This window comes from Streptococcus sp. 3613 (genome assembly GCF_013277375.1).
GTDB lineage: Bacteria > Bacillota > Bacilli > Lactobacillales > Streptococcaceae > Streptococcus > Streptococcus pseudopneumoniae.
On sequence record NZ_VMMV01000040.1, the window covers coordinates 1 to 18,128 of the forward strand.

20 protein-coding genes are annotated in these 18,128 nt (G+C 40.4%); 7 read left to right on the forward strand and 13 right to left on the reverse strand.

The genetic code is table 11. The features are described from left to right. Positions 1 to 52 precede the first annotated feature (52 nt). The 7 genes from HT708_RS04885 to HT708_RS04915 all read left to right on the forward strand — a co-directional run bounded on the left by HT708_RS04885 (position 53) and on the right by HT708_RS04915 (position 4,825). Positions 53 to 622, forward strand: a complete 570-nt coding sequence (locus tag HT708_RS04885) for a CYTH domain-containing protein (RefSeq protein WP_000681273.1) — start codon at positions 53 to 55, stop codon at positions 620 to 622. 112 nt (positions 623 to 734) lie between these two features. After that, complete coding sequence (locus tag HT708_RS04890; protein ID WP_001283810.1) at positions 735 to 1,694, forward strand: ribose-phosphate diphosphokinase; 960 nt, start codon at positions 735 to 737, stop codon at positions 1,692 to 1,694. 9 nt (positions 1,695 to 1,703) lie between these two features. Continuing rightward, positions 1,704 to 2,819: a cysteine desulfurase family protein gene (locus HT708_RS04895; protein WP_172926057.1), complete on the forward strand. Its 1,116-nt coding sequence runs from the start codon at positions 1,704 to 1,706 to the stop codon at positions 2,817 to 2,819. A gap of 4 nt (positions 2,820 to 2,823) precedes the next feature. Then, on the forward strand, positions 2,824 to 3,171 hold the full coding sequence (locus HT708_RS04900) for a DUF1831 domain-containing protein (RefSeq protein ID WP_000863540.1): 348 nt from the start codon (positions 2,824 to 2,826) through the stop codon (positions 3,169 to 3,171). A gap of 7 nt (positions 3,172 to 3,178) precedes the next feature. Continuing rightward, on the forward strand, positions 3,179 to 3,394 hold the full coding sequence (locus HT708_RS04905) for a DUF4649 family protein (RefSeq protein ID WP_000462493.1): 216 nt from the start codon (positions 3,179 to 3,181) through the stop codon (positions 3,392 to 3,394). A gap of 82 nt (positions 3,395 to 3,476) precedes the next feature. After that, complete coding sequence (locus HT708_RS04910) at positions 3,477 to 4,118, forward strand: redox-sensing transcriptional repressor Rex (RefSeq protein ID WP_000653403.1); 642 nt, start codon at positions 3,477 to 3,479, stop codon at positions 4,116 to 4,118. A gap of 17 nt (positions 4,119 to 4,135) precedes the next feature. Continuing rightward, a complete protein-coding gene (locus tag HT708_RS04915; RefSeq protein ID WP_166731464.1) occupies positions 4,136 to 4,825 on the forward strand; it encodes a gamma-glutamyl-gamma-aminobutyrate hydrolase family protein in 690 nt (229 codons plus the stop codon). On the opposite strand, the gene radC is transcribed toward HT708_RS04915, so the two are convergent. From radC to HT708_RS04980, 13 genes are all read right to left on the reverse strand, one after another. Then, complete coding sequence (gene radC / locus HT708_RS04920; RefSeq protein WP_166731463.1) at positions 4,822 to 5,502, reverse strand: DNA repair protein RadC; 681 nt, start codon at positions 5,500 to 5,502, stop codon at positions 4,822 to 4,824. The two genes, HT708_RS04915 and radC, sit on opposite strands and share 4 nt — an antisense overlap. Positions 5,503 to 5,544: 42 nt before the next feature. Beyond that, positions 5,545 to 7,836 carry a DNA helicase PcrA gene (gene pcrA, locus HT708_RS04925; protein ID WP_172926058.1) on the reverse strand — a complete coding sequence of 764 codons (2,292 nt, stop codon included), beginning with the start codon at positions 7,834 to 7,836 and terminating at the stop codon, positions 5,545 to 5,547. 517 nt (positions 7,837 to 8,353) lie between these two features. Beyond that, positions 8,354 to 9,214, reverse strand: coding sequence for a methionyl aminopeptidase (locus HT708_RS04930; protein WP_000631540.1), 861 nt, complete (start codon positions 9,212 to 9,214; stop codon positions 8,354 to 8,356). A gap of 15 nt (positions 9,215 to 9,229) precedes the next feature. Beyond that, positions 9,230 to 10,507 (reverse strand): CBS-HotDog domain-containing transcription factor SpxR, encoded by a 1,278-nt coding sequence (gene spxR / locus HT708_RS04935; protein ID WP_172926059.1) that lies wholly within the window; start codon positions 10,505 to 10,507, stop codon positions 9,230 to 9,232. Beyond that, positions 10,500 to 11,051: a GNAT family N-acetyltransferase gene (locus HT708_RS04940; protein WP_172926060.1), complete on the reverse strand. Its 552-nt coding sequence runs from the start codon at positions 11,049 to 11,051 to the stop codon at positions 10,500 to 10,502. The genes spxR and HT708_RS04940 overlap by 8 nt, the downstream gene beginning before the upstream one ends. Positions 11,052 to 11,066: 15 nt before the next feature. Further along, positions 11,067 to 12,326, reverse strand: a complete 1,260-nt coding sequence (locus tag HT708_RS04945; protein WP_023940713.1) for a UDP-N-acetylglucosamine 1-carboxyvinyltransferase — start codon at positions 12,324 to 12,326, stop codon at positions 11,067 to 11,069. 1,024 nt (positions 12,327 to 13,350) lie between these two features. Next, positions 13,351 to 13,509 (reverse strand): hypothetical protein, encoded by a 159-nt coding sequence (locus HT708_RS04950; RefSeq protein WP_007284777.1) that lies wholly within the window; start codon positions 13,507 to 13,509, stop codon positions 13,351 to 13,353. A gap of 9 nt (positions 13,510 to 13,518) precedes the next feature. Continuing rightward, positions 13,519 to 14,829, reverse strand: coding sequence for a GTPase ObgE (gene obgE / locus HT708_RS04955; RefSeq protein ID WP_172926061.1), 1,311 nt, complete (start codon positions 14,827 to 14,829; stop codon positions 13,519 to 13,521). Positions 14,830 to 14,891: 62 nt separating this feature from the next. After that, positions 14,892 to 15,026, reverse strand: a complete 135-nt coding sequence (locus HT708_RS04960) for a DUF4044 domain-containing protein (RefSeq protein ID WP_000863852.1) — start codon at positions 15,024 to 15,026, stop codon at positions 14,892 to 14,894. A gap of 58 nt (positions 15,027 to 15,084) precedes the next feature. After that, positions 15,085 to 15,261, reverse strand: coding sequence for a PspC domain-containing protein (locus HT708_RS04965; RefSeq protein WP_172926075.1), 177 nt, complete (start codon positions 15,259 to 15,261; stop codon positions 15,085 to 15,087). A gap of 29 nt (positions 15,262 to 15,290) precedes the next feature. Beyond that, complete coding sequence (locus HT708_RS04970; RefSeq protein ID WP_172926062.1) at positions 15,291 to 16,616, reverse strand: glycosyltransferase family 4 protein; 1,326 nt, start codon at positions 16,614 to 16,616, stop codon at positions 15,291 to 15,293. Positions 16,617 to 16,631: 15 nt separating this feature from the next. Further along, complete coding sequence (gene cpoA, locus HT708_RS04975; protein WP_172926063.1) at positions 16,632 to 17,675, reverse strand: alpha-galactosylglucosyldiacylglycerol synthase; 1,044 nt, start codon at positions 17,673 to 17,675, stop codon at positions 16,632 to 16,634. Positions 17,676 to 17,789: 114 nt separating this feature from the next. Then, the gene (locus HT708_RS04980) at positions 17,790 to 18,119 is read right to left on the reverse strand and encodes a metal-sulfur cluster assembly factor (protein ID WP_000331925.1); all 330 of its coding nucleotides are present in this window, start codon (positions 18,117 to 18,119) and stop codon (positions 17,790 to 17,792) included. Positions 18,120 to 18,128 lie beyond the last annotated feature (9 nt).

Sequence of the window (18,128 nt, forward strand, 5' to 3'; positions counted from 1 at the left end):
TGTACTATTTATACCATAATCCGCTTTCAACGATAAAGAAAAGGTAAGAAAAATGAAACATTTAGAAATTGAATTGAAAACACTATTGAAAAAAGATGAGTATGATCGTCTAAAAGACCAGTTCACAGGTGTCACTCCTGTTCTTCAAAAAAATTACTACATCGACACACCTGATTTTGAGCTGCGAGAAAAGAAAGTTGCTATGCGCATTCGAACTTTTGAAGACTGGGCAGAATTGACACTCAAAGTCCCGCAGAGTGTTGGAAACATGGAATACAATCAAAAATTGCAACTAAAAGATGCTGAAAACTATCTGAGCAAGAAAGAATTTCCTCAAGGGATAGTATTGGATGAATTGGCGAAACATGGTATCCAAACTAGTGAATGGCAGGTTCTTGGTTGTCTAACAACACTTCGCTATGAAATGCAAACAGCTATTGGCCTCATGGCACTGGATGAAAGTCAGTACTTTGATATGACAGATTATGAATTAGAGCTTGAAGTGGAAAATCATGAGCAAGGCAAACAGGATTTCCAGCAATTTTTAGAGGAAAATCAGATTTCCTATCAAAAAGCTCCTTCAAAATTGGTTCGATTTGTCAAAAGCATGAAAAATAGCTGAAATAATCTCCATTTTTTGGTAAAATAGAAAAGATAAAAATACACAGGTTCTAGTTCATATATGTAAGATAAATATCACTAGGATTTAAAAAGTTTACAGAGGACGGTCTATAATGTCAGATAGAAAAAACATGAAACTTTTCGCACTCAACTCTAACCAAGAGATTGCACAGAAAATTGCTGAAGCTGTTGGTGTCCCACTTGGAAAACTATCGTCACGTCAATTTTCAGACGGAGAAATCCAAGTGAATATCGAAGAAAGTGTCCGTGGTTATGATGTTTACATCATCCAATCAACAAGTTTCCCTGTCAACAACCACCTAATGGAATTGTTGATCATGGTCGACGCTTGTGTGCGTGCAAGTGCCCACAGTATCAACGTTGTCCTTCCATATTTTGGCTATGCACGTCAAGACCGCATTGCTTGTCCTCGTGAGCCACTTACAGCAAAACTAGTTGCCAATATGCTGGTTAAGGCTGGGGTTGATCGTATCCTGACTCTTGATTTGCATGCCGTTCAGGTTCAAGGTTTCTTTGATATTCCAGTGGATAATCTTTTCACTGTCCCCCTATTTGCAAAACATTACTGCGATAAGGGACTACTCGGTTCAGATGTTGTTGTCGTTAGCCCTAAAAATTCAGGTGTCAAACGTGCGCGTAGCTTGGCTGAATATCTTGACGCTCCTATCGCCATTATCGACTATCCTCAAGACGATGCAACTCGCAACGAAGGTTATATCATTGGTGATGTTGAAGGTAAGAAAGCTATCTTGATTGATGATATTTTAAATACAGGACGTACCTTCTCTGAAGCTGCTAAAATCGTTGAACGTGAAGGAGCTACAGAAATTTATGCTGTTTCTAGCCACGGCCTCTTCGTCGAAGGAGCTGCTGAACTTCTTGACAATACTAATATTAAAGAAATTCTTGTGACTGATTCAGTAGCAACAAAAGAAAAAACTCCTAAAAACGTATGCTACATCACTGCTAGTGAGTTAATTGGTGATGCTATCGTCCGTATCCACGAAAGAAAACCAGTCAGCCCACTCTTTGCCTACAACAAAAAGAAATAAGGTGATTCTTTGATTTATTTGGACAATGCTGCAACGACTCCTATGTCAGCAGTTGCTATTTCAGCTATGACCGAGGTTATGCAAGAAACCTATGGAAATCCTTCTAGTATTCATGGTCATGGTCGTCAAGCTGGCAAACTATTGCGAGAAGCCCGTCAGGAGCTAGCTCAGTTACTGGGGACAAAACCTCAACATATCTTTTTCACTTCTGGTGGGACAGAAGGCAACAATACTGCTATCATTGGTTACTGCCTTCGTCACCAAGAACAAGGAAAACATATTATCACAACTGCTATTGAGCACCATGCTGTCCTTGAAACAATTGATTACTTGGTTCAACACTTTGGGTTTGAAGCAACCATTATCCAGCCAGAAAATCAAGAAATCACCGCCCAGCAAATTCAAGAGGCCTTACGTGACGATACGATTTTAGTTTCTACCATGTTTGCCAATAATGAGACTGGAAACCTACTGCCCATTGCTGAAATTGGCCAAATACTCAAGCAACACCCAGCCGCCTATCATGTCGATGCAGTTCAGGCTATTGGTAAAATCCCTATTCATCCAGAAGAATTGGGCATTGATTTTCTCACTGCTTCTGCCCATAAATTCCATGGTCCTAAGGGAATCGGCTTTCTCTACGCATCTAGCATGGATTTTGATTCCTATCTACATGGTGGAGACCAAGAACAGAAAAAACGTGCAGGAACTGAAAATTTAGCTGCCATCGTGGGTATGGTTGCAGCCCTAAAAGAAGACCTAGAAAAACAGGAAGAACATTTCCAACATGTACAAAATCTAGAAACTGCCTTTCTTGCAGAGCTAGAAGGAATTCAGTATTACGTGAATAGAGGACAACATCATCTCCCTTATGTTCTCAATATTGGATTTCTTGATCAGAAAAATGACCTTTTACTCCTTCGGCTAGATTTGGCTGGAATTTCTATCTCTACTGGCTCAGCCTGTACGGCAGGCATTGTCCAATCCAGCCATGTTCTTGAAGCCATGTACGGGGCAAATTCAGAACGCTTGAAGGAATCCGTTCGTATCAGTTTGTCGCCACAAAATACTGTTGAAGACCTACAAACCCTCGCAAAAACCTTAAAAGAAATTATCGGAGGTTAGCCATATGGCATTTGAAAAAACCATTCAGTTAAAAAATTGTCGTTACGACTACACTCTTAGCCCTTCTGTTAAAAAATTCACCCTCAAAGATAACACCTTTTTTGAGACTAAGGTTGGTAACTATGAATTGACTCGCCTTTTGGAAAAAGTGCCAAACAGCGGTGAAGGCTTCCAACTCAAAATCATCATTAACAAGGAACTTACAGGGGCTAAAATCAATATCACTGACAAGTTTGGTCTTCGTCTAGTTGATATTTTCAAATCAGAAGACCACCACATTCATCAGGAAAAATTCTACTTCCTCATGGATAGCTTGGTAGAACGTGGTGTCTTTACAAAATCAGAAAGATAGGTCCCATATGTTTGAATTGACCTATAAGGACAGCTATCATGTAGAGCGTACACTCAAGTATGAGGATTATGAAGCTCTCATGCTGGCTTTGTCAGGATGTGTGACCCTGCCAGATACACTTTATGTAACTTCTCTGACTTTTAATAGCCAGAAAATTTATCAGGGTCTGGTCGGAGACCTCTACCGTTTTCTATCACATACAGATTTTTTACATCAAAACTAAGATTTTTCTTAGTTTTTTCTTGTTTTTGTTGATTTTTTCACAATGTTTCTATAAAATAGAAGAATAGAAAGGTTGTGATTTTGTGAAAGATAAACAGTTTGCTATTCCAAAAGCTACAGCGAAAAGACTCTCTCTCTACTATCGAATTTTTAAGAGATTTCATGCAGAAAAGATTGAACGTGCCAACTCTAAACAAATTGCAGAGGCTATCGGTATTGATTCAGCGACCGTACGTCGTGATTTTTCCTATTTTGGTGAACTTGGTCGTCGTGGTTTTGGCTATGATGTCAAAAAACTCATGACATTTTTTGCCGATTTGCTCAATGATAACTCTATTACCAATGTCATGCTGGTTGGTATTGGAAATATGGGCCATGCCCTTCTCCACTACCGCTTTCATGAGCGTAACAAGATGAAGATTATCATGGCATTTGACCTGGATGACCATCCTGAAGTCGGTACCCAAACTCCTGACGGGATTCCCATTTACGGAATTTCTCAAATCAAGGATAAAATCAAGGATGCCGATGTCAAGACTGCTATCCTGACCGTTCCCAGTGTTAAGTCACAAGAGGTTGCTAATCTCTTGGTGGATGCTGGTGTGAAAGGAATTCTTAGTTTTTCACCAGTCCATCTGCATTTACCAAAAGATGTGGTCGTTCAGTATGTCGATTTAACAAGTGAACTCCAAACCCTCCTCTACTTCATGCGAAAAGAGGATTAGAAAGCGAAAATCATTTTATGAAAAAACCAGTTATTGGGATAACAGGAAACGAAAAAACTCATCCAGATGATGACATCATGATGAGCTACGCAGCAAAAGGCTTTGTGGAAGGCGTTAAAGACGCTGGAGGGATTCCCATCATCCTACCGATTGGTGATCAAGAAATGTCCTGCCACTATATCAGTATGATTGACAAGCTCATCTTGACAGGTGGGCAAAATGTTGATCCAAAATTCTATGGTGAACCAAAAACCATTGATAGCGATGACTACCACCTTCAAAGAGATATATTCGAACTAGCCCTCATCAAGGAAGCTATCAAACAGAAAAAGCCTATTTTCTCCGTCTGTCGTGGGACTCAGCTTTTTAACGTTGCCATGGGCGGAACTCTGTACCAAGATATCGAAGATCATTGGCAGAATTGTTCTGCCGAGTACACAACTCAACGCTTGGTGACAGAACCTGATACTGTTCTCCGAGAAATCTATGGAGAAATCTCCCATATCAACTCCTTCCATCACCAGAGTATCAAGGATTTAGCACCAAATTTAAAGATTGCGGCTCATGATCCTAAAGATGGTATTATTGAAGCTGTCATGAGTACGGATGATGTTGCCTTTCTCGGTGTCCAATGGCACCCAGAATTTCTATTTGAAAATCGCCCCAAAGATAAAAACCTCTTTGACTATGTTGTTAATGAACTTTAGATTAAATCTGTCTTTTCACGGTAACTAAAGTAACTAGATTGTGAGACAATCAAATGGTCCAAGAGGACAATCCCCATCAGGTCGCAGGCTTCTTTAACAATTTTAGTGACATGATCATCATTTTGGCTAGGCGCTACCGCTCCCGAAGGATGATTGTGAACCAAGATGAGAGAAGTCGCCATATGCTTGATAGCATAGTGAAGAATCTCTCGCGGCTCAGCGATACTACGAGTTGCAGAACCGATAAAAATGGTCTGTTGATGAATGATTTGATTTTGAGTATTGAGATAGAGCGCCACCAGGTGCTCTTGTTTTTTATCCCCCAATTCCTGCTGCATCTTCTTGGCCAACTTTTGACTGCTGAGAATACTCTCCATCTCAAGGGTCTCATGCTTGTGAATACGATGCCCCAGTTCAATCATTGCTTGTAATTCTATGGCCTTAACGCGCCCGATACCAGATAGGCTCTGCAATTCCTGCAGGGTCATTTTTTTCAAATCCGTTAGGCTTGAAAGATTGCTCAAGACTTTCTGGGCAATTTCAAAAACGCTAGCCTGACGTGTCCCTGTCCTGAGTAAAATAGCTAGCAACTCTTGATTACTGAGCGCTTCAACTCCTTCCTTGGCCAGTCTTTCTCTTGGTAATAGTGAATCTTCTTGGAATGAAATACTATACATAAAAATCCTCCTCACTTTATTATTCGTGAGAAGGATGGAAAATTAGATTTTTTTCTCAATTGGAGCCACACTGGCTAAAAGTTTTTTCAAACCTACTTCCGGGAAATTGATTTTCAATTCCTGCGTAGCACCACTACCTGAAACTTCCAGAACAGTTCCCTCTCCCCATTTCTTGTGGAGGGCAATGTCACCAATGGACCAATTCGTCTCGCTAGAAGCTGATTTTGCTCCAGCTGTAAATGGACCAAATGGAAGACCGCTTGACTGGATAGTTTTTGGAGCAGCACTGCGTTTACGGTCTTGGAGGGCCTGCGCCAAACTCATACCTTGACCGAAGGCAAGGCCACCACTACTATATGATGCTTTAAAGCTTGTATTTGCTGGACGAGCCAGACCTTGATACTCAAGTAAGTCTGAACTGATTTCGTTAATAAAACGAGTGGGACGGTTGTAGTTGGTACGACCAAAAAGCAGGCGTGAGTTGGCATTGGTCAGATAGAGAATTTTCTCTGCACGCGTAATTCCTACATAGGCTAGACGACGCTCTTCTTCCAATTCATCTTGATCCTCAGCTGCACGACTAAGTGGAAAGACATTTTCTTCCATCCCAATCAAAAAGACAACTGGAAACTCGAGACCTTTGGCAGCATGCAGGGTCATCAAGGTCACTTCTGATGTCTCCTGACTACCTGAATCTGTGTCCGCAATCAAGGCCAAGTCATTTAAAAAACGACTCAGTTTATCCAGACCAGTTTCTTCTTCTGGCCCATCAGAGGTGTCATCAAAGTTTTTCGTCACAGAGAGGAACTCCTCGATGTTTTCTACACGAGCCTTGCTTTCTAAGGTCGCTTGGGCGTTAAGAATATCGACATAACCTGTTTTTTCTAGGACGGACTCAACCAACTCAGTAATGCTTAAGTGGTCCAGTTGCTCTCGCAAATCTAACATCATATTTGCAAAATCCCAGATAGACTGGGCTACTTTACCCTTGATACCAGACAACATGATATTGGCTGAAGCATCTAGCATAGACATGTTTTGCATATTTGCAAAGTCACGAATTTTCTCAACAGTACCTGGCCCAATTCCACGTTTTGGTTCGTTGATAATACGCTCAAAACTGATATTGTCACTCAAATTAGCAATAAGATTAAGATAAGCGATAATATCGCGGATTTCCTTACGGCTGTAGAACTTGGTTCCACCAACCATGGTATAAGGAATGTTTGACTTGAGCAGGGCTTCCTCAATAGTACGAGACTGGGCATTAGTCCGATAGAGAACTGCAAAATCCTTGTGAAGGAAGTTTTGACTGCGACTAAGTTCATCGATGGTTCTGGCTACAAATACAGCCTCATCTAGCTCATCATCGGCACGATAGTAAACGATTTGCTCCCCATCAGCATTTTGAGTCCAGAGATTCTTGGGACGGCGATTTTTATTATTTTTGATAACCTCATTAGCCGCTTGGAGAATTGTTTTAGTGGAACGGTAATTCTCCTCCAACAAAACCACCTTGGCTTGGGGATAATCTTTCTCGAAATCCAAGATATTCTGCATATCCGCACCACGCCAACCGTAGATAGACTGGTCCGCATCTCCAACCACACAGATATTTTTAAAACGGGAAGCCAAGAGTTTGACCAATTGATACTGGGCATGGTTGGTATCTTGGTACTCATCAACATGGATGTACTGAAATTTCTGCTGGTAGTAGGTCAAGACATCAGGATTTTGATCAAAGAGACGCAGGGTCAGCATAATCAAATCATCAAAGTCAACCGACTCCGACTGACGCAGTTCTTTCTGATAGGCTGTATAACACTGGGCCACAATTTGCGTGTACATATCTCCAGCTTGGGCAGCATAGGCAACATCATCAATCAGATCATTCTTAGCATTGGAAATAGTTCCTAAGATGCTCCGTTCATTCCATTTTTTCGGATCCAAGTTTAACTGCTTAAGAATGCGTTTCATAAGAGTTCGCTGTTCACCAGGATCTACAATAGTAAAATTGCGGTTGTAGCCAATATGGTCTGCATCACGACGCAGAATACGCACACACATGGAGTGGAAGGTCGCAATCAGACAGTCCTGAGTGGCTGGATTGAGGCTATAAGCACGCTCTTTCATCTCACGCGCAGCCTTGTTAGTGAAGGTAATAGCCAAGATATTCCAAGGATTGACCAGCTTTTCATCGATTAAATAAGCGATACGGTGGGTCAAAACTCGGGTCTTTCCAGAGCCAGCCCCCGCCATAATCAACAAGGGACCTTCTGTCGTTTGCACCGCCTCAGCCTGACGGTCATTCATTCCATTTAATAATGCGTTCATCTTCTCTTCCTTACTCTTGAAGTCAATATTTCTATTATATCAGAAATCAGGGAAAATAGAAACTTTACGGGGAGTAGCAAAATATAGCGGATTGAAACTAGAATACTACACTGTAGGTTTCTAAAACACTCGACTTTTTCACTTAATTTTTTCATGAACTAGCTCAATACATCAATATAAAAAAAGGTAAATTTAAGATTGGCAATACGAACGTTAAACAGAATTCCATTTCTCTTTTTAAAACCAAAACAACGATATCGTAAAACCTCTACAGGAACAATAGATTGCGACACTAAAATATTCTCCCCTAGTTTTGCTTTACTAATAGTATATAGGAGGAGAGCCCTGAATCCTAGACCCTCTGTTATGATGTGGTTACAAACAGAGTTGGAAAAAATCTTAAAGTCAGAAAAACGCATGATATCAGCCCCTAACACTTGATACAATGCGTTTTATTATGAAAAGATCTACTGGATTTTTTATCAAAATAAACTTCCAGTAGTCTTTTCAATTTTTATTAATAAGTTCCTTCTTCACCTTGGCTAGTCAAGATAACAGGTCCATCTTTCGTAATGACAAATTGGTGTTCATACTGACATGACAATCCACCGTCAATGGTCTTATGCGCCCAACCGGTTTTCATATCTGTATCGATTTCCCAGTCACCTGTATTAATCATTGGTTCAATAGTCAAGACCATTCCTTCACGGAGACGAAGTCCACGACCAGCAATACCATAGTTAGGAACCATTGGTTCTTCGTGCATGGTTGGGCCAACACCATGACCAACCAAATCACGCACTACACCGTAACCACGACTTTCAGCGTATTCTTGAATGGCTGCACCAATATCACCAATACGGTTCCCAATAACAGCTTGCTCAATCCCCTTATACATTGCTTCTTTAGTTACATCCATCAAGTTTTTCACTTCTTCGGACGGTGTACCTACAGCATAAGCCCAACAAGAGTCTGCTAAACCACCAGAATAGCTCTGAGTGTATTTCTTCATTTGCTCAACATTGTTGAAGTTTAATTTTGAGACATTCAAATCAGACTTAGCAATTGGACCTCCCAAAACCATGTCAACCTTGAGCAAATCACCATCTTTCAAGATATAGTGACGAGGGAAAGCATGAGCTACTTCATCATTAAGAGAGCAACAGGTAGCATAAGGATAGTCCATCATGGCACCGTCAACTCCAATCTGAAGCGGAAGGAAATTTTCTTCCTTACAACGACGGCGAACGTATTCTTCAACTTCCCACATATCTACGCCAGGCTTAATCAAATCACGCAAGCCAATATGGATACTTGCTAAAAAATCACCGGCCTTATCCATAGCTTCGATTTCACGAGCTGATTTTAATGTTATCATTTTTTCTCCTAGTTTCTAATTAATTTTAACGGTTACATTTGCTTTTGAAACAATCTGATGACCATGATAAATATCGTAATCAATAATAGCTGACCGTCTAGTATGGTGGATAATGCGTGCTTGAATGCGCAGTGTATCATCTATCTGAACAGCCTGCAAAAAGTAGATGAGCATCTGCTCGATAATGAGATTGCGACCACTATTCACAACTAAATCTTGGGTCATGTGAGTCAGTATCTCCGCTAATACACCATTAGCCAAAACACCGTTTTTCTCAAGCATAAAGGGTTCCACTGTAATGACGACTTCATCATGGTGATAAGCGAGTTTTTGACCAATCTGCTCAGAAAAAGTTGGTAGAGCAGAAACTTGGGAACGACTCATCTTCTCCATGACATCTCGTCGTGTCACAACTCCAAGCAAGGTTTGATTATTCCGAACAACCGGTACCATTTCAAAGTCTTCAGCAATCATCCGTTGACTCACATTGGCAATATTTGTCGATAATCCAACTAAAAATAAACTACGAGACATGACCTTGTCAATTGTGGTACTTGGTGACTTATCACCAGCATCTCTCATGGTTACAATGCCAACAACAACCTGATGTTGATTGATAACAGGAAAACGACTGCTACGATTCTTGCGTACCAAGTACAAATAATCTTTAACGGTGTCTGTCTCTCTCAGAAAACCATACTCATGACTTGGACGATAAAGCTTCTCAACTGTCAAAATATCAGTCTTGATTTGGACATTTGACAAGGCTTTATTGATCATAGTCGCAACAGTGAAAGTGTCATGCTTGCTTCTTAGAACAGGAATCCCTTTTTGATTTGCCAGTTTAAGCACATCATCATGAACATGAAAACCACCTGTAACCAAAACGGCATTTTCATTTTCCAGCGCTAGTAATTGGATACGGGTTCGGTCTCCGACAATCAAGAGCCCCCCATCGTGAAGGTAGGACAGAATATTTTGTTCAGTCATGGCACCAATTGAAAACTTACTAAATTCTCTATCTAAACCTTCTTGCCCAGCCAGAACCTCAGAAGAAGTCACTTCTGCAATTTCAGCAAAAGTTAATCTTTCAATCGCAACTTTCTGGGATTTGACGCGGATTGTTCCACTTCTAGGACGGGTCTCCACAATTCCACGGTTTTCAGCTTCTTTAATGGCCCGATAGGCAGTTCCATCACTGACTCCCAGATGATTTGAAATACTACGAACACTGACCCTTTTACCAACGGGTAATTCTTCCAAATAGCTTAGAATTTCTTGGTGTTTACTCATTAACTTCTCCCTTTACAAAGCGAAACTCAAGATAATCTCGCATTTTCCTTGTGTAGCGATCACTTCCCTTAAACTGACGAATCAATCGAAATCCAGACTTAAGGGCAACCCGTTGACTAGCTTCATTTTCAAGGTGGGTAATGATGGATAATTGTTTTAAGCCAAATTCTTCAAAAGAAAGTTGACAAATTTTTCTAACAACCTCTGTCATAAATCCTTGCGACCAAGCATCTTTTCTCAAAAAATAGCCAAGTTCTGCTTCTTTTTTAATTTCATCTAACTTTTCAAACTTAATAGAACCAATCATTTGTTGATTTTTCTGGTCACAAATTGCCCACACTCCCAAAGGGGACTTCATAAAGTAATTGGCAAGTGCATACTGACTTTCTTCCAGACTTGCCTGCGTTGGGAAAATAAATTGAAGATTTTCTGGATTTGAAGCTACCTCGTGGAAGTCCTGATTATCACTAAAAAAGAAAGGACGCAAATACAAGCGATCCGTTTCAAAAAAAGAAAACATTGCTAATTTGGTCCAAATATTCATAAACACCTCTACGGTTTAATACTCAACAAGTCTAATATCCGCTCCTAGATTACGTAATTTTTCGATAATATCAGAATAACCACGTAAGATAAACTCGACATTGATAATTTCAGTTTGTCCCTCGGCCATCAAACCAGCAATAACTAAAGCTGCACCTGCTCTCAGGTCAGTTGCTTTAACACTGGCTCCACGTAAACTACGTCCACCCGTGTACAAAATATGACCATTTGTTGTCGAAATGTTCGCATCCATCTTTACTAGTTCAAAAACATGATTTACACGTTTTTCGTAAATCGTATCGACAATTGTACCACGACCATTCGCTCTTAGTAAAAGTGGGGTAATCGGTTGTTGCAAATCAGTTGCAAAGCTTGGGTAAGGAGCCGTCTTAATATTGATTGCTTTCAAATTAGACTGTTCCTCGACAAAAATGCTGTCTTCAGATACAGTCATTCTCACTCCCATTTCTTCCAACTTAGCAATAAATCCTTCTAGGTGTTCGTAAAGAACATTATTGATACGAATTCCTTTACCAACTGCAGCAGCTAAGGAAATATATGTTCCAGCTTCAATGCGGTCTGGAATCACCTGATGACGTGTCCCATGTAATCTTTCGACACCATCAATAATGATGATATTGGTTCCTGCCCCACGGATATGGGCACCCATATTATTCAAGAGGGTAGCTACATCAATAATTTCAGGTTCACGGGCTGCATTTTCAATAATAGTACGACCATTTGCTTTAACCGCAGCAATCATCGTATTAATCGTTGCTCCTACACTAACCGTATCCATGTAAATACTTGTACCATGAAGTCCTGTATCTTTAGCAGATAACTTCATGTTATCTCCCTCGTAGCTAACAGTGGCACCCATAGCTTCAAAAGCCTTAAGGTGTAGGTCAATCGGACGAGGACCAAGGTCACATCCTCCAGGCAAGCCAACTGTGGCTTCACCAAAGCGACCTAAAAGACTTCCATAAAAATAATAAGATGCACGAAGACTATTGATTTTCCCATAAGGCATTGGAATATTTTGAACACCTCTTGGATCAATCTCCAAGACATCGTCATAACGCTTAACAGTAGCTCCCATCAATTCCATAATTTCGACAAGACTGGCTACATCCGAAATATCTGGAACGCAATCCAAAGTCACCACATCATCAGCCAAGATAATAGCCGGAATTAAGGCCACAACACTATTTTTAGCACCACTAATAGTGATTTCACCTTGTAGTGGTAATCCACCATTGATAACAATTTTTCTCATTCTAAGTTTTCAATACTCTCTCAAGATTTCTAATAAGGTCTTTAAAATAAATTATATCATAAATGCAACCTTTTTTCCATCCTTTTCAATTTTATTGGATAAATCAGAGTTGATGAGTTAGTCACTGATACTCAATGAAAACCAAAGAGCAGATTAGGAAGCTAGCCGCAGGNNGAAGTCAGTAACATATATATACGGCAAGGCGACGCTGACGTGGTTTGAAGAGATTTTGAGTATAATCTTTCTCGAAGCGCTATTACCCCTTTTTTGTCCCCTGAAATCGAGTAGGAGCTAAGACTAGCTCCCTTATCTAAGTATCGGAATACGGCTGTTCAACTAAACTTTAGAAAGAACTTCTCCCCCTTCTCTCAGTTCACAGAAGCGTTTTATACATACCGTCCTATATTTCATGAACAAGACGTTTTCAGGCTAGCATCCTATCAGACAATCTATTTTAAAGATAACCGTGACTCAGGATCACTTCTATCTGTCGTTTTCTCTTTATAGTGATAGACCTCACGGGATAAGTCGTACATCTATCCTCGTTTATACAAGATATGAGGACGTTAAAAGGTTACAGTGAAAATAGGAAATCTTAGTACGAATTCAATTACTCTCGTGCTTTATGTACTACCTTTTTGGAATTTAGAGTTCTGAGCCCCCTTATCCACTATATACACCTTACTATCACGTTCCTGTTCGTAGAGCCACGATTTCGCTATCCCTTCCTCTGACGATTCTTATTTCCAGCGACAGACTTAAAACGGTCTATCCCCAGACCGTTTTAACCCGCTACCTCACGATAGTCAGGCTTGGGAATCGCTATTTGACTCGCCGAGAACTTTGACATCAGATATACTATAACAAAGTGAAATAAGAATCAAACAATTTAATTTTAAAATTCAAATCAATTGATAACAATATTTTAGAAGATATCCTGTGCTATTCCAGATTCAGTTTGCTATACATGCCCGTTGTACCACAAAATCCCGTGTCTGATGAGGCACGGGATTTTTTAGCTTCTTTACTGAGATGGATTGTCTTTTTTAGTTCGTGCCAATCTCAGAGCACGATTTGGATTGAGACGATTAAATAGTTCTTCCAATTTCTTTTCATTCCAAACATCTGCGGCGGAAACAAAATTGCCATCCGCATCTCGGAAAGATATCGGTTTATCTCCCATACTAGTCTCCTAGTCTACAAATTCAAATTCAAATTTACCAATGCGGACCAAATCCCCATCCTTAGCACCACGCGCACGAAGGGCTTCATCAACCCCCATACCACGTAATTGACGGGCAAATTTCATGACTGATTCGTCACGATCAAAGTTGGTCATATTAAAGAGTTTCATCAGTTTTTCACCGGAAAGTACCCATGTCGCATCGTCATCACGGCTAATTTCAAAGGCTTTCTCTTCCTCGTCAAATCCATAGTAAGCTTCTTCTTCCATATCGGACTCGTCGTAAAGCAAGAATTCTGGTGTCTTGTCTAACAATTCAGCTGTAGCATCCAAAAGCGTAGCCAGACCTTGCTTGGTCAAACCAGATATTGGGAAGATAGCTGGTAACTCTTCAAATTCATCGTAGTTTTCAGCCAATTTTTTCTTAAATTCTTTAAGATTTTCTTGACTCTCAGGCATATCCATCTTATTGGCTACGATAATCTGTGGACGCTCCATGAGACGAAGATTGTATGACTCTAACTCCTTGTTAATGGCAAGATAATCCTCATAAGGATCACGTCCTTCGCTAGCTGACATATCAATAATATGAAGGATGACACGGGTACGCTCAATGTGACGGAGGAACTGAGTTCCCAAACCAACACCTTGACTAGCCCCTTCAATCAAACCTGGCAAATCGGCTACTGCAAAGGATTCACCTGATTGGGTGCGAACCATACCTAGATTTGGCACAATGGTCGTAAAGTGGTAGGCACCAATTTTAGGTTTAGCCGATGTGATAACACTTAAAAGTGTTGATTTCCCTACAGATGGGAATCCTACTAAACCAACATCTGCCAAGATTTTTAGTTCCAATTGTAACTCACGTTCCTGACCTGGTTCCCCATTTTCAGAGATTTCAGGTGCAGGATTTTTTGGTGTTGCAAAGCGGATATTTCCACGACCACCACGACCTCCGTGGACAACGATAAATTCTTGTCCATGTTCAATCAAATCTGTCAAGACCTTGCCAGTCTCTGCATCACGAACAGTCGTACCTTGTGGTACTCGAACTATAAGGTCCTCAGCACCACGTCCATGCATTCCTTTGGTCATTCCTTTTTCACCAGAATCAGCCTTGAAATGACGATTGTAGCGGAAATCCATGAGGGTACGTAGTCCTTCGTCTACAACGAAAACCACATTACCTCCACGTCCACCATCACCACCCCAAGGACCGCCATTAGGGACATATTTTTCACGGCGAAAGGCAACCATGCCATCACCACCATTACCAGCCTTGACCTTAATCTTGGCTGTATCTAAAAACATACTCATTTTTTCTTCTCACTTTAAAAAAGGGCTGGGAAATCCCAGTCACAAAATTTTCTTGAATCTTTTTATAGATTACTGAGGGCACCAATTGCAGTTGCAAAAATACCCAAAATACTTGCTACTAACATGATAAGCACGATAAGCAAGGTTAATTTCTCAAACATCGTTTTTTTACGTTTTCCATTATCTCCAAATGCCATTTTTATCTCCTTCGTTACATTCTATTTTCTATTATCTTAGCATGAATTCAGCTAGTTTTCAATAGTCAGTTGCTACTGGTGCAATAATCCATAAAATGATATAAGCTACAATTCCAGCTCCGTAACAGCAAGCAAGGACACCCCAAATGATTCGAACAATAGTTGGATCCATATCTAGATAATGGGACACCCCGGCACAAACACCAGCAATCTTTTTGTCACGACCACTTCTCATTAATCGTTTATTCATAGCTTGTCCTCTTTCTATTCTTCACGGTCTTTCCAATAATCTCTCATGCTAATCAGCTGTGTTTTTGATGCCTTTAGCATTCGTCTTGATCCTTTTACCGGTACAGCAACCACCTGTTGCGGAAGATACAAAACTGTCTTAAAGATACGCTGACTAACCGTATCATCTTTAGCCAAATCTTTCTGGAAGTTATTTGAAATAATGGCATCCAGATAAAACTCATGCACTCGTTTCCCAAAGTTCTCAGCTGAAATCTCGTACAATTTCTCTGATAAGGTATGCTCATTCATGTCCGGCGTTGCAATCAGGGCTTCCAAAATAGCACCAGCCAAGTCATGTTCTCCATAGTACAAGGTTCCAAACATTTTGTCATTGATGAGATTGTCCAGATAAGGATTTCCGTGAGCAATGACAGGCGTCCCACTGGCTAAGCTTTCCAAGTAGGTCAAACCTTGGGTCTCACTTGTCGATGCCGAGATGAAGAAATCCGCCGCCTTATAGTAGAGCGCTGTCTCACTAGGAGCAATCATGCCTGTAAAGATGACGGAGTCTTGAATCTCTAGTTTCTGAGCTTGCTCTTTGAGGTCATCCAGATAAGGGCCATCCCCAGCAACTACCAGTTTAACCTTGTCTTCTTCTTTCAGAACTTCTACAAAGGCTACTAGTACTGCTTGAATATTTTTTTCATAGGAAATTCTGGAAAGACTCAGCAACATCTGGTCATCATCTTGAATCCCTAATTTACTACGTAGTTCTTTCAAATTTTCCTGCTTGATTTCCGGACGCTCAAACTTGGCTAATTCAATCCCAGTTGGAATGACACGTTTTTCAACCTTAACCTTATAGTCAGATAGCAAATCATGGACAATCTCACTCGGGCAAATCACCCCATCCACATCATGCAAAAAACCTCTAACCAGATACTTGACCATACTAGGACGAATCAACATCCCCTTAGCAATATAATGCACATAGTCTTCGTATTGGGTGTGATAGGTATGGATGACTGGAATCTTCAATTCACGCGCAATCCAAATCCCCAACAAGCCAAGAGAAAATTCTGTCTGAGTATGGATAATATCAAGTTGATATTGTTTAGCAATTTCAAGCGCCTTGCTAAAACCTCGATAGGCAAAGCGACGATCCTTAAAAGCAAAAAAAGGAACACTTGGAATGCGGATAATTTGCCAATCTTCATAACGATTGACATCCTTATCTGTTGTCGTAAAGATAAAAACAGCATGTCCCTGCTTTTCAAGTTCTGTTTTCAAAGTTCGAATACTGGTCGCAACACCTGAAACCTGAGGAAAATAGGTATCTGTAAATAAACCAATTCGCATAGATTACCTCACTTTTTACTTTCTCCCTAAAGCGGCTTGTTTCTCATAAAAGTCCAACCAGATTTGTAACAGATGCTCTTCAGAATACTCTCTAGAAATATTCTTAGCCTTTTCTTTGAGGTCTTTTAAGGCAGCAGGATTTGCTTGATATTCCAGAATAGCTTCTTTCATCTCTTCTCTATCTGCTGTCGCCCGATAATTTCCCTCTAAAATCACCTTATAAAGATCCAAATCACGCAACATAATAGGAGCTTCACAACTGGCAGCCTCTAAAATCGTCATCGGAAAGAGCTCATTATAACTAGGTAACAAGAAAAGATTCGCTAGGGCATACAATTCGCGCATCCGCTCTGGCGACACGATACCTGGAAAAATCAAATTTTTAGGGGGATTTTCCATCATTTTCTTATAGCGTTCATAACCATCTGTCATACCACCAAAAGAGAAACCACCAGCCCAGATAAAGGTAATCTGAGGCAATTCCTCAGCCAGACGGATAAAATCATCAATCCCTTTGCGTTTCTGAACTTGACCAGCACCTACTACGATAAACTGATTTTCACTAAGACCTAGCTCTGTTCGCAGTCTCACTATCTCTTCTTGTGGTAGAGGATGCCATTTTTCCTTGTTGACAAAGTTAGGGATATATGTCACTTTTTCACGTGGAATACCAGCTGCCACCAAATCCTCAATAAACATCGGATTGACCACAACCAAGTGCTCCATCCGGTTGTAAAAAGAAAATACATAGAGTTTAACAATTCCCTTTAAGAAAAATGGAATTTTTAAACTTCCCTCAAGTGTATCAGGTAAGAAATGCACATAGCCAATTTTTCTCCCTGAGCGTTTCTTTTGAAATGTTGATAAATAATAGGGGAAATCAATGGTATGAAAGTGAGTCACATCTGCCTCTATTGGAAGATTTTCTGTAACAATCAATTGATCCTTGGCATCACGGTGAAGAAGACGAACTAATTCACGGTAAGCACCTGAAACTCCTTGTCCTGCTACTTTCTCACTTGAACTCAACATATTGATGCGTAATTTCTTTCTTTCCATAACTACTATTATATCATTTTCTTTGAATAAAATCAGCAAAAGAAAGGAGAGACTAGAGGAAAAGAGGGGAAATTTCCTCGCTTTTCCAATAATCTCTCACATGCTATTATATGTTTACTTAATGCCTAGGGCAATGCGTGCATAGCGACTCATTTTTTCAACGGTCCAGGCTGGATACCAAACCAATTTGACCTCAGTATCCGTTACTTCTGGAACCTCTGTCATAGCATCATAAATCTGATCCGTCAAAAGGTCTGCTAGGGGACAACCCATAGTTGTCAACGTCATATCAATCTCTGTTTGCCCTGTGTCGCCGTCAAAACGAATCTCATAAATCAAACCAAGATTGACAATATCGATTCCCAACTCAGGGTCAATAACTTCTTCCAAGGCTGATAAAATTCGTGTTTTGATATTTTCAATTTGCTCTTCTGTATAAGCCATATTTTCCTC

Bases quoted from the DNA above. Each gene is read 5' to 3' on its own strand.
- HT708_RS04885 (WP_000681273.1), top strand. From the start codon at position 53: ATGAAACATTTAGAAATTGAATTGAAAACACTATTGAAAAAAGATGAG.
- HT708_RS04890 (WP_001283810.1), top strand. From the start codon at position 735: ATGTCAGATAGAAAAAACATGAAACTTTTCGCACTCAACTCTAACCAA.
- HT708_RS04900 (WP_000863540.1), top strand. From the start codon at position 2,824: ATGGCATTTGAAAAAACCATTCAGTTAAAAAATTGTCGTTACGACTAC.
- HT708_RS04905 (WP_000462493.1), top strand. From the start codon at position 3,179: ATGTTTGAATTGACCTATAAGGACAGCTATCATGTAGAGCGTACACTC.
- HT708_RS04915 (WP_166731464.1), top strand. From the start codon at position 4,136: ATGAAAAAACCAGTTATTGGGATAACAGGAAACGAAAAAACTCATCCA.
- radC (WP_166731463.1), bottom strand. From the start codon at position 5,502: ATGTATAGTATTTCATTCCAAGAAGATTCACTATTACCAAGAGAAAGA.
- pcrA (WP_172926058.1), bottom strand. From the start codon at position 7,836: ATGAACGCATTATTAAATGGAATGAATGACCGTCAGGCTGAGGCGGTG.
- HT708_RS04930 (WP_000631540.1), bottom strand. From the start codon at position 9,214: ATGATAACATTAAAATCAGCTCGTGAAATCGAAGCTATGGATAAGGCC.
- spxR (WP_172926059.1), bottom strand. From the start codon at position 10,507: ATGAGTAAACACCAAGAAATTCTAAGCTATTTGGAAGAATTACCCGTT.
- HT708_RS04940 (WP_172926060.1), bottom strand. From the start codon at position 11,051: ATGAATATTTGGACCAAATTAGCAATGTTTTCTTTTTTTGAAACGGAT.
- HT708_RS04945 (WP_023940713.1), bottom strand. From the start codon at position 12,326: ATGAGAAAAATTGTTATCAATGGTGGATTACCACTACAAGGTGAAATC.
- HT708_RS04950 (WP_007284777.1), bottom strand. From the start codon at position 13,509: ATGGGAGATAAACCGATATCTTTCCGAGATGCGGATGGCAATTTTGTT.
- obgE (WP_172926061.1), bottom strand. From the start codon at position 14,829: ATGAGTATGTTTTTAGATACAGCCAAGATTAAGGTCAAGGCTGGTAAT.
- HT708_RS04960 (WP_000863852.1), bottom strand. From the start codon at position 15,026: ATGGCATTTGGAGATAATGGAAAACGTAAAAAAACGATGTTTGAGAAA.
- HT708_RS04965 (WP_172926075.1), bottom strand. From the start codon at position 15,261: ATGAGAAGTGGTCGTGACAAAAAGATTGCTGGTGTTTGTGCCGGGGTG.
- HT708_RS04970 (WP_172926062.1), bottom strand. From the start codon at position 16,616: ATGCGAATTGGTTTATTTACAGATACCTATTTTCCTCAGGTTTCAGGT.
- cpoA (WP_172926063.1), bottom strand. From the start codon at position 17,675: ATGGAAAGAAAGAAATTACGCATCAATATGTTGAGTTCAAGTGAGAAA.
- HT708_RS04980 (WP_000331925.1), bottom strand. From the start codon at position 18,119: ATGGCTTATACAGAAGAGCAAATTGAAAATATCAAAACACGAATTTTA.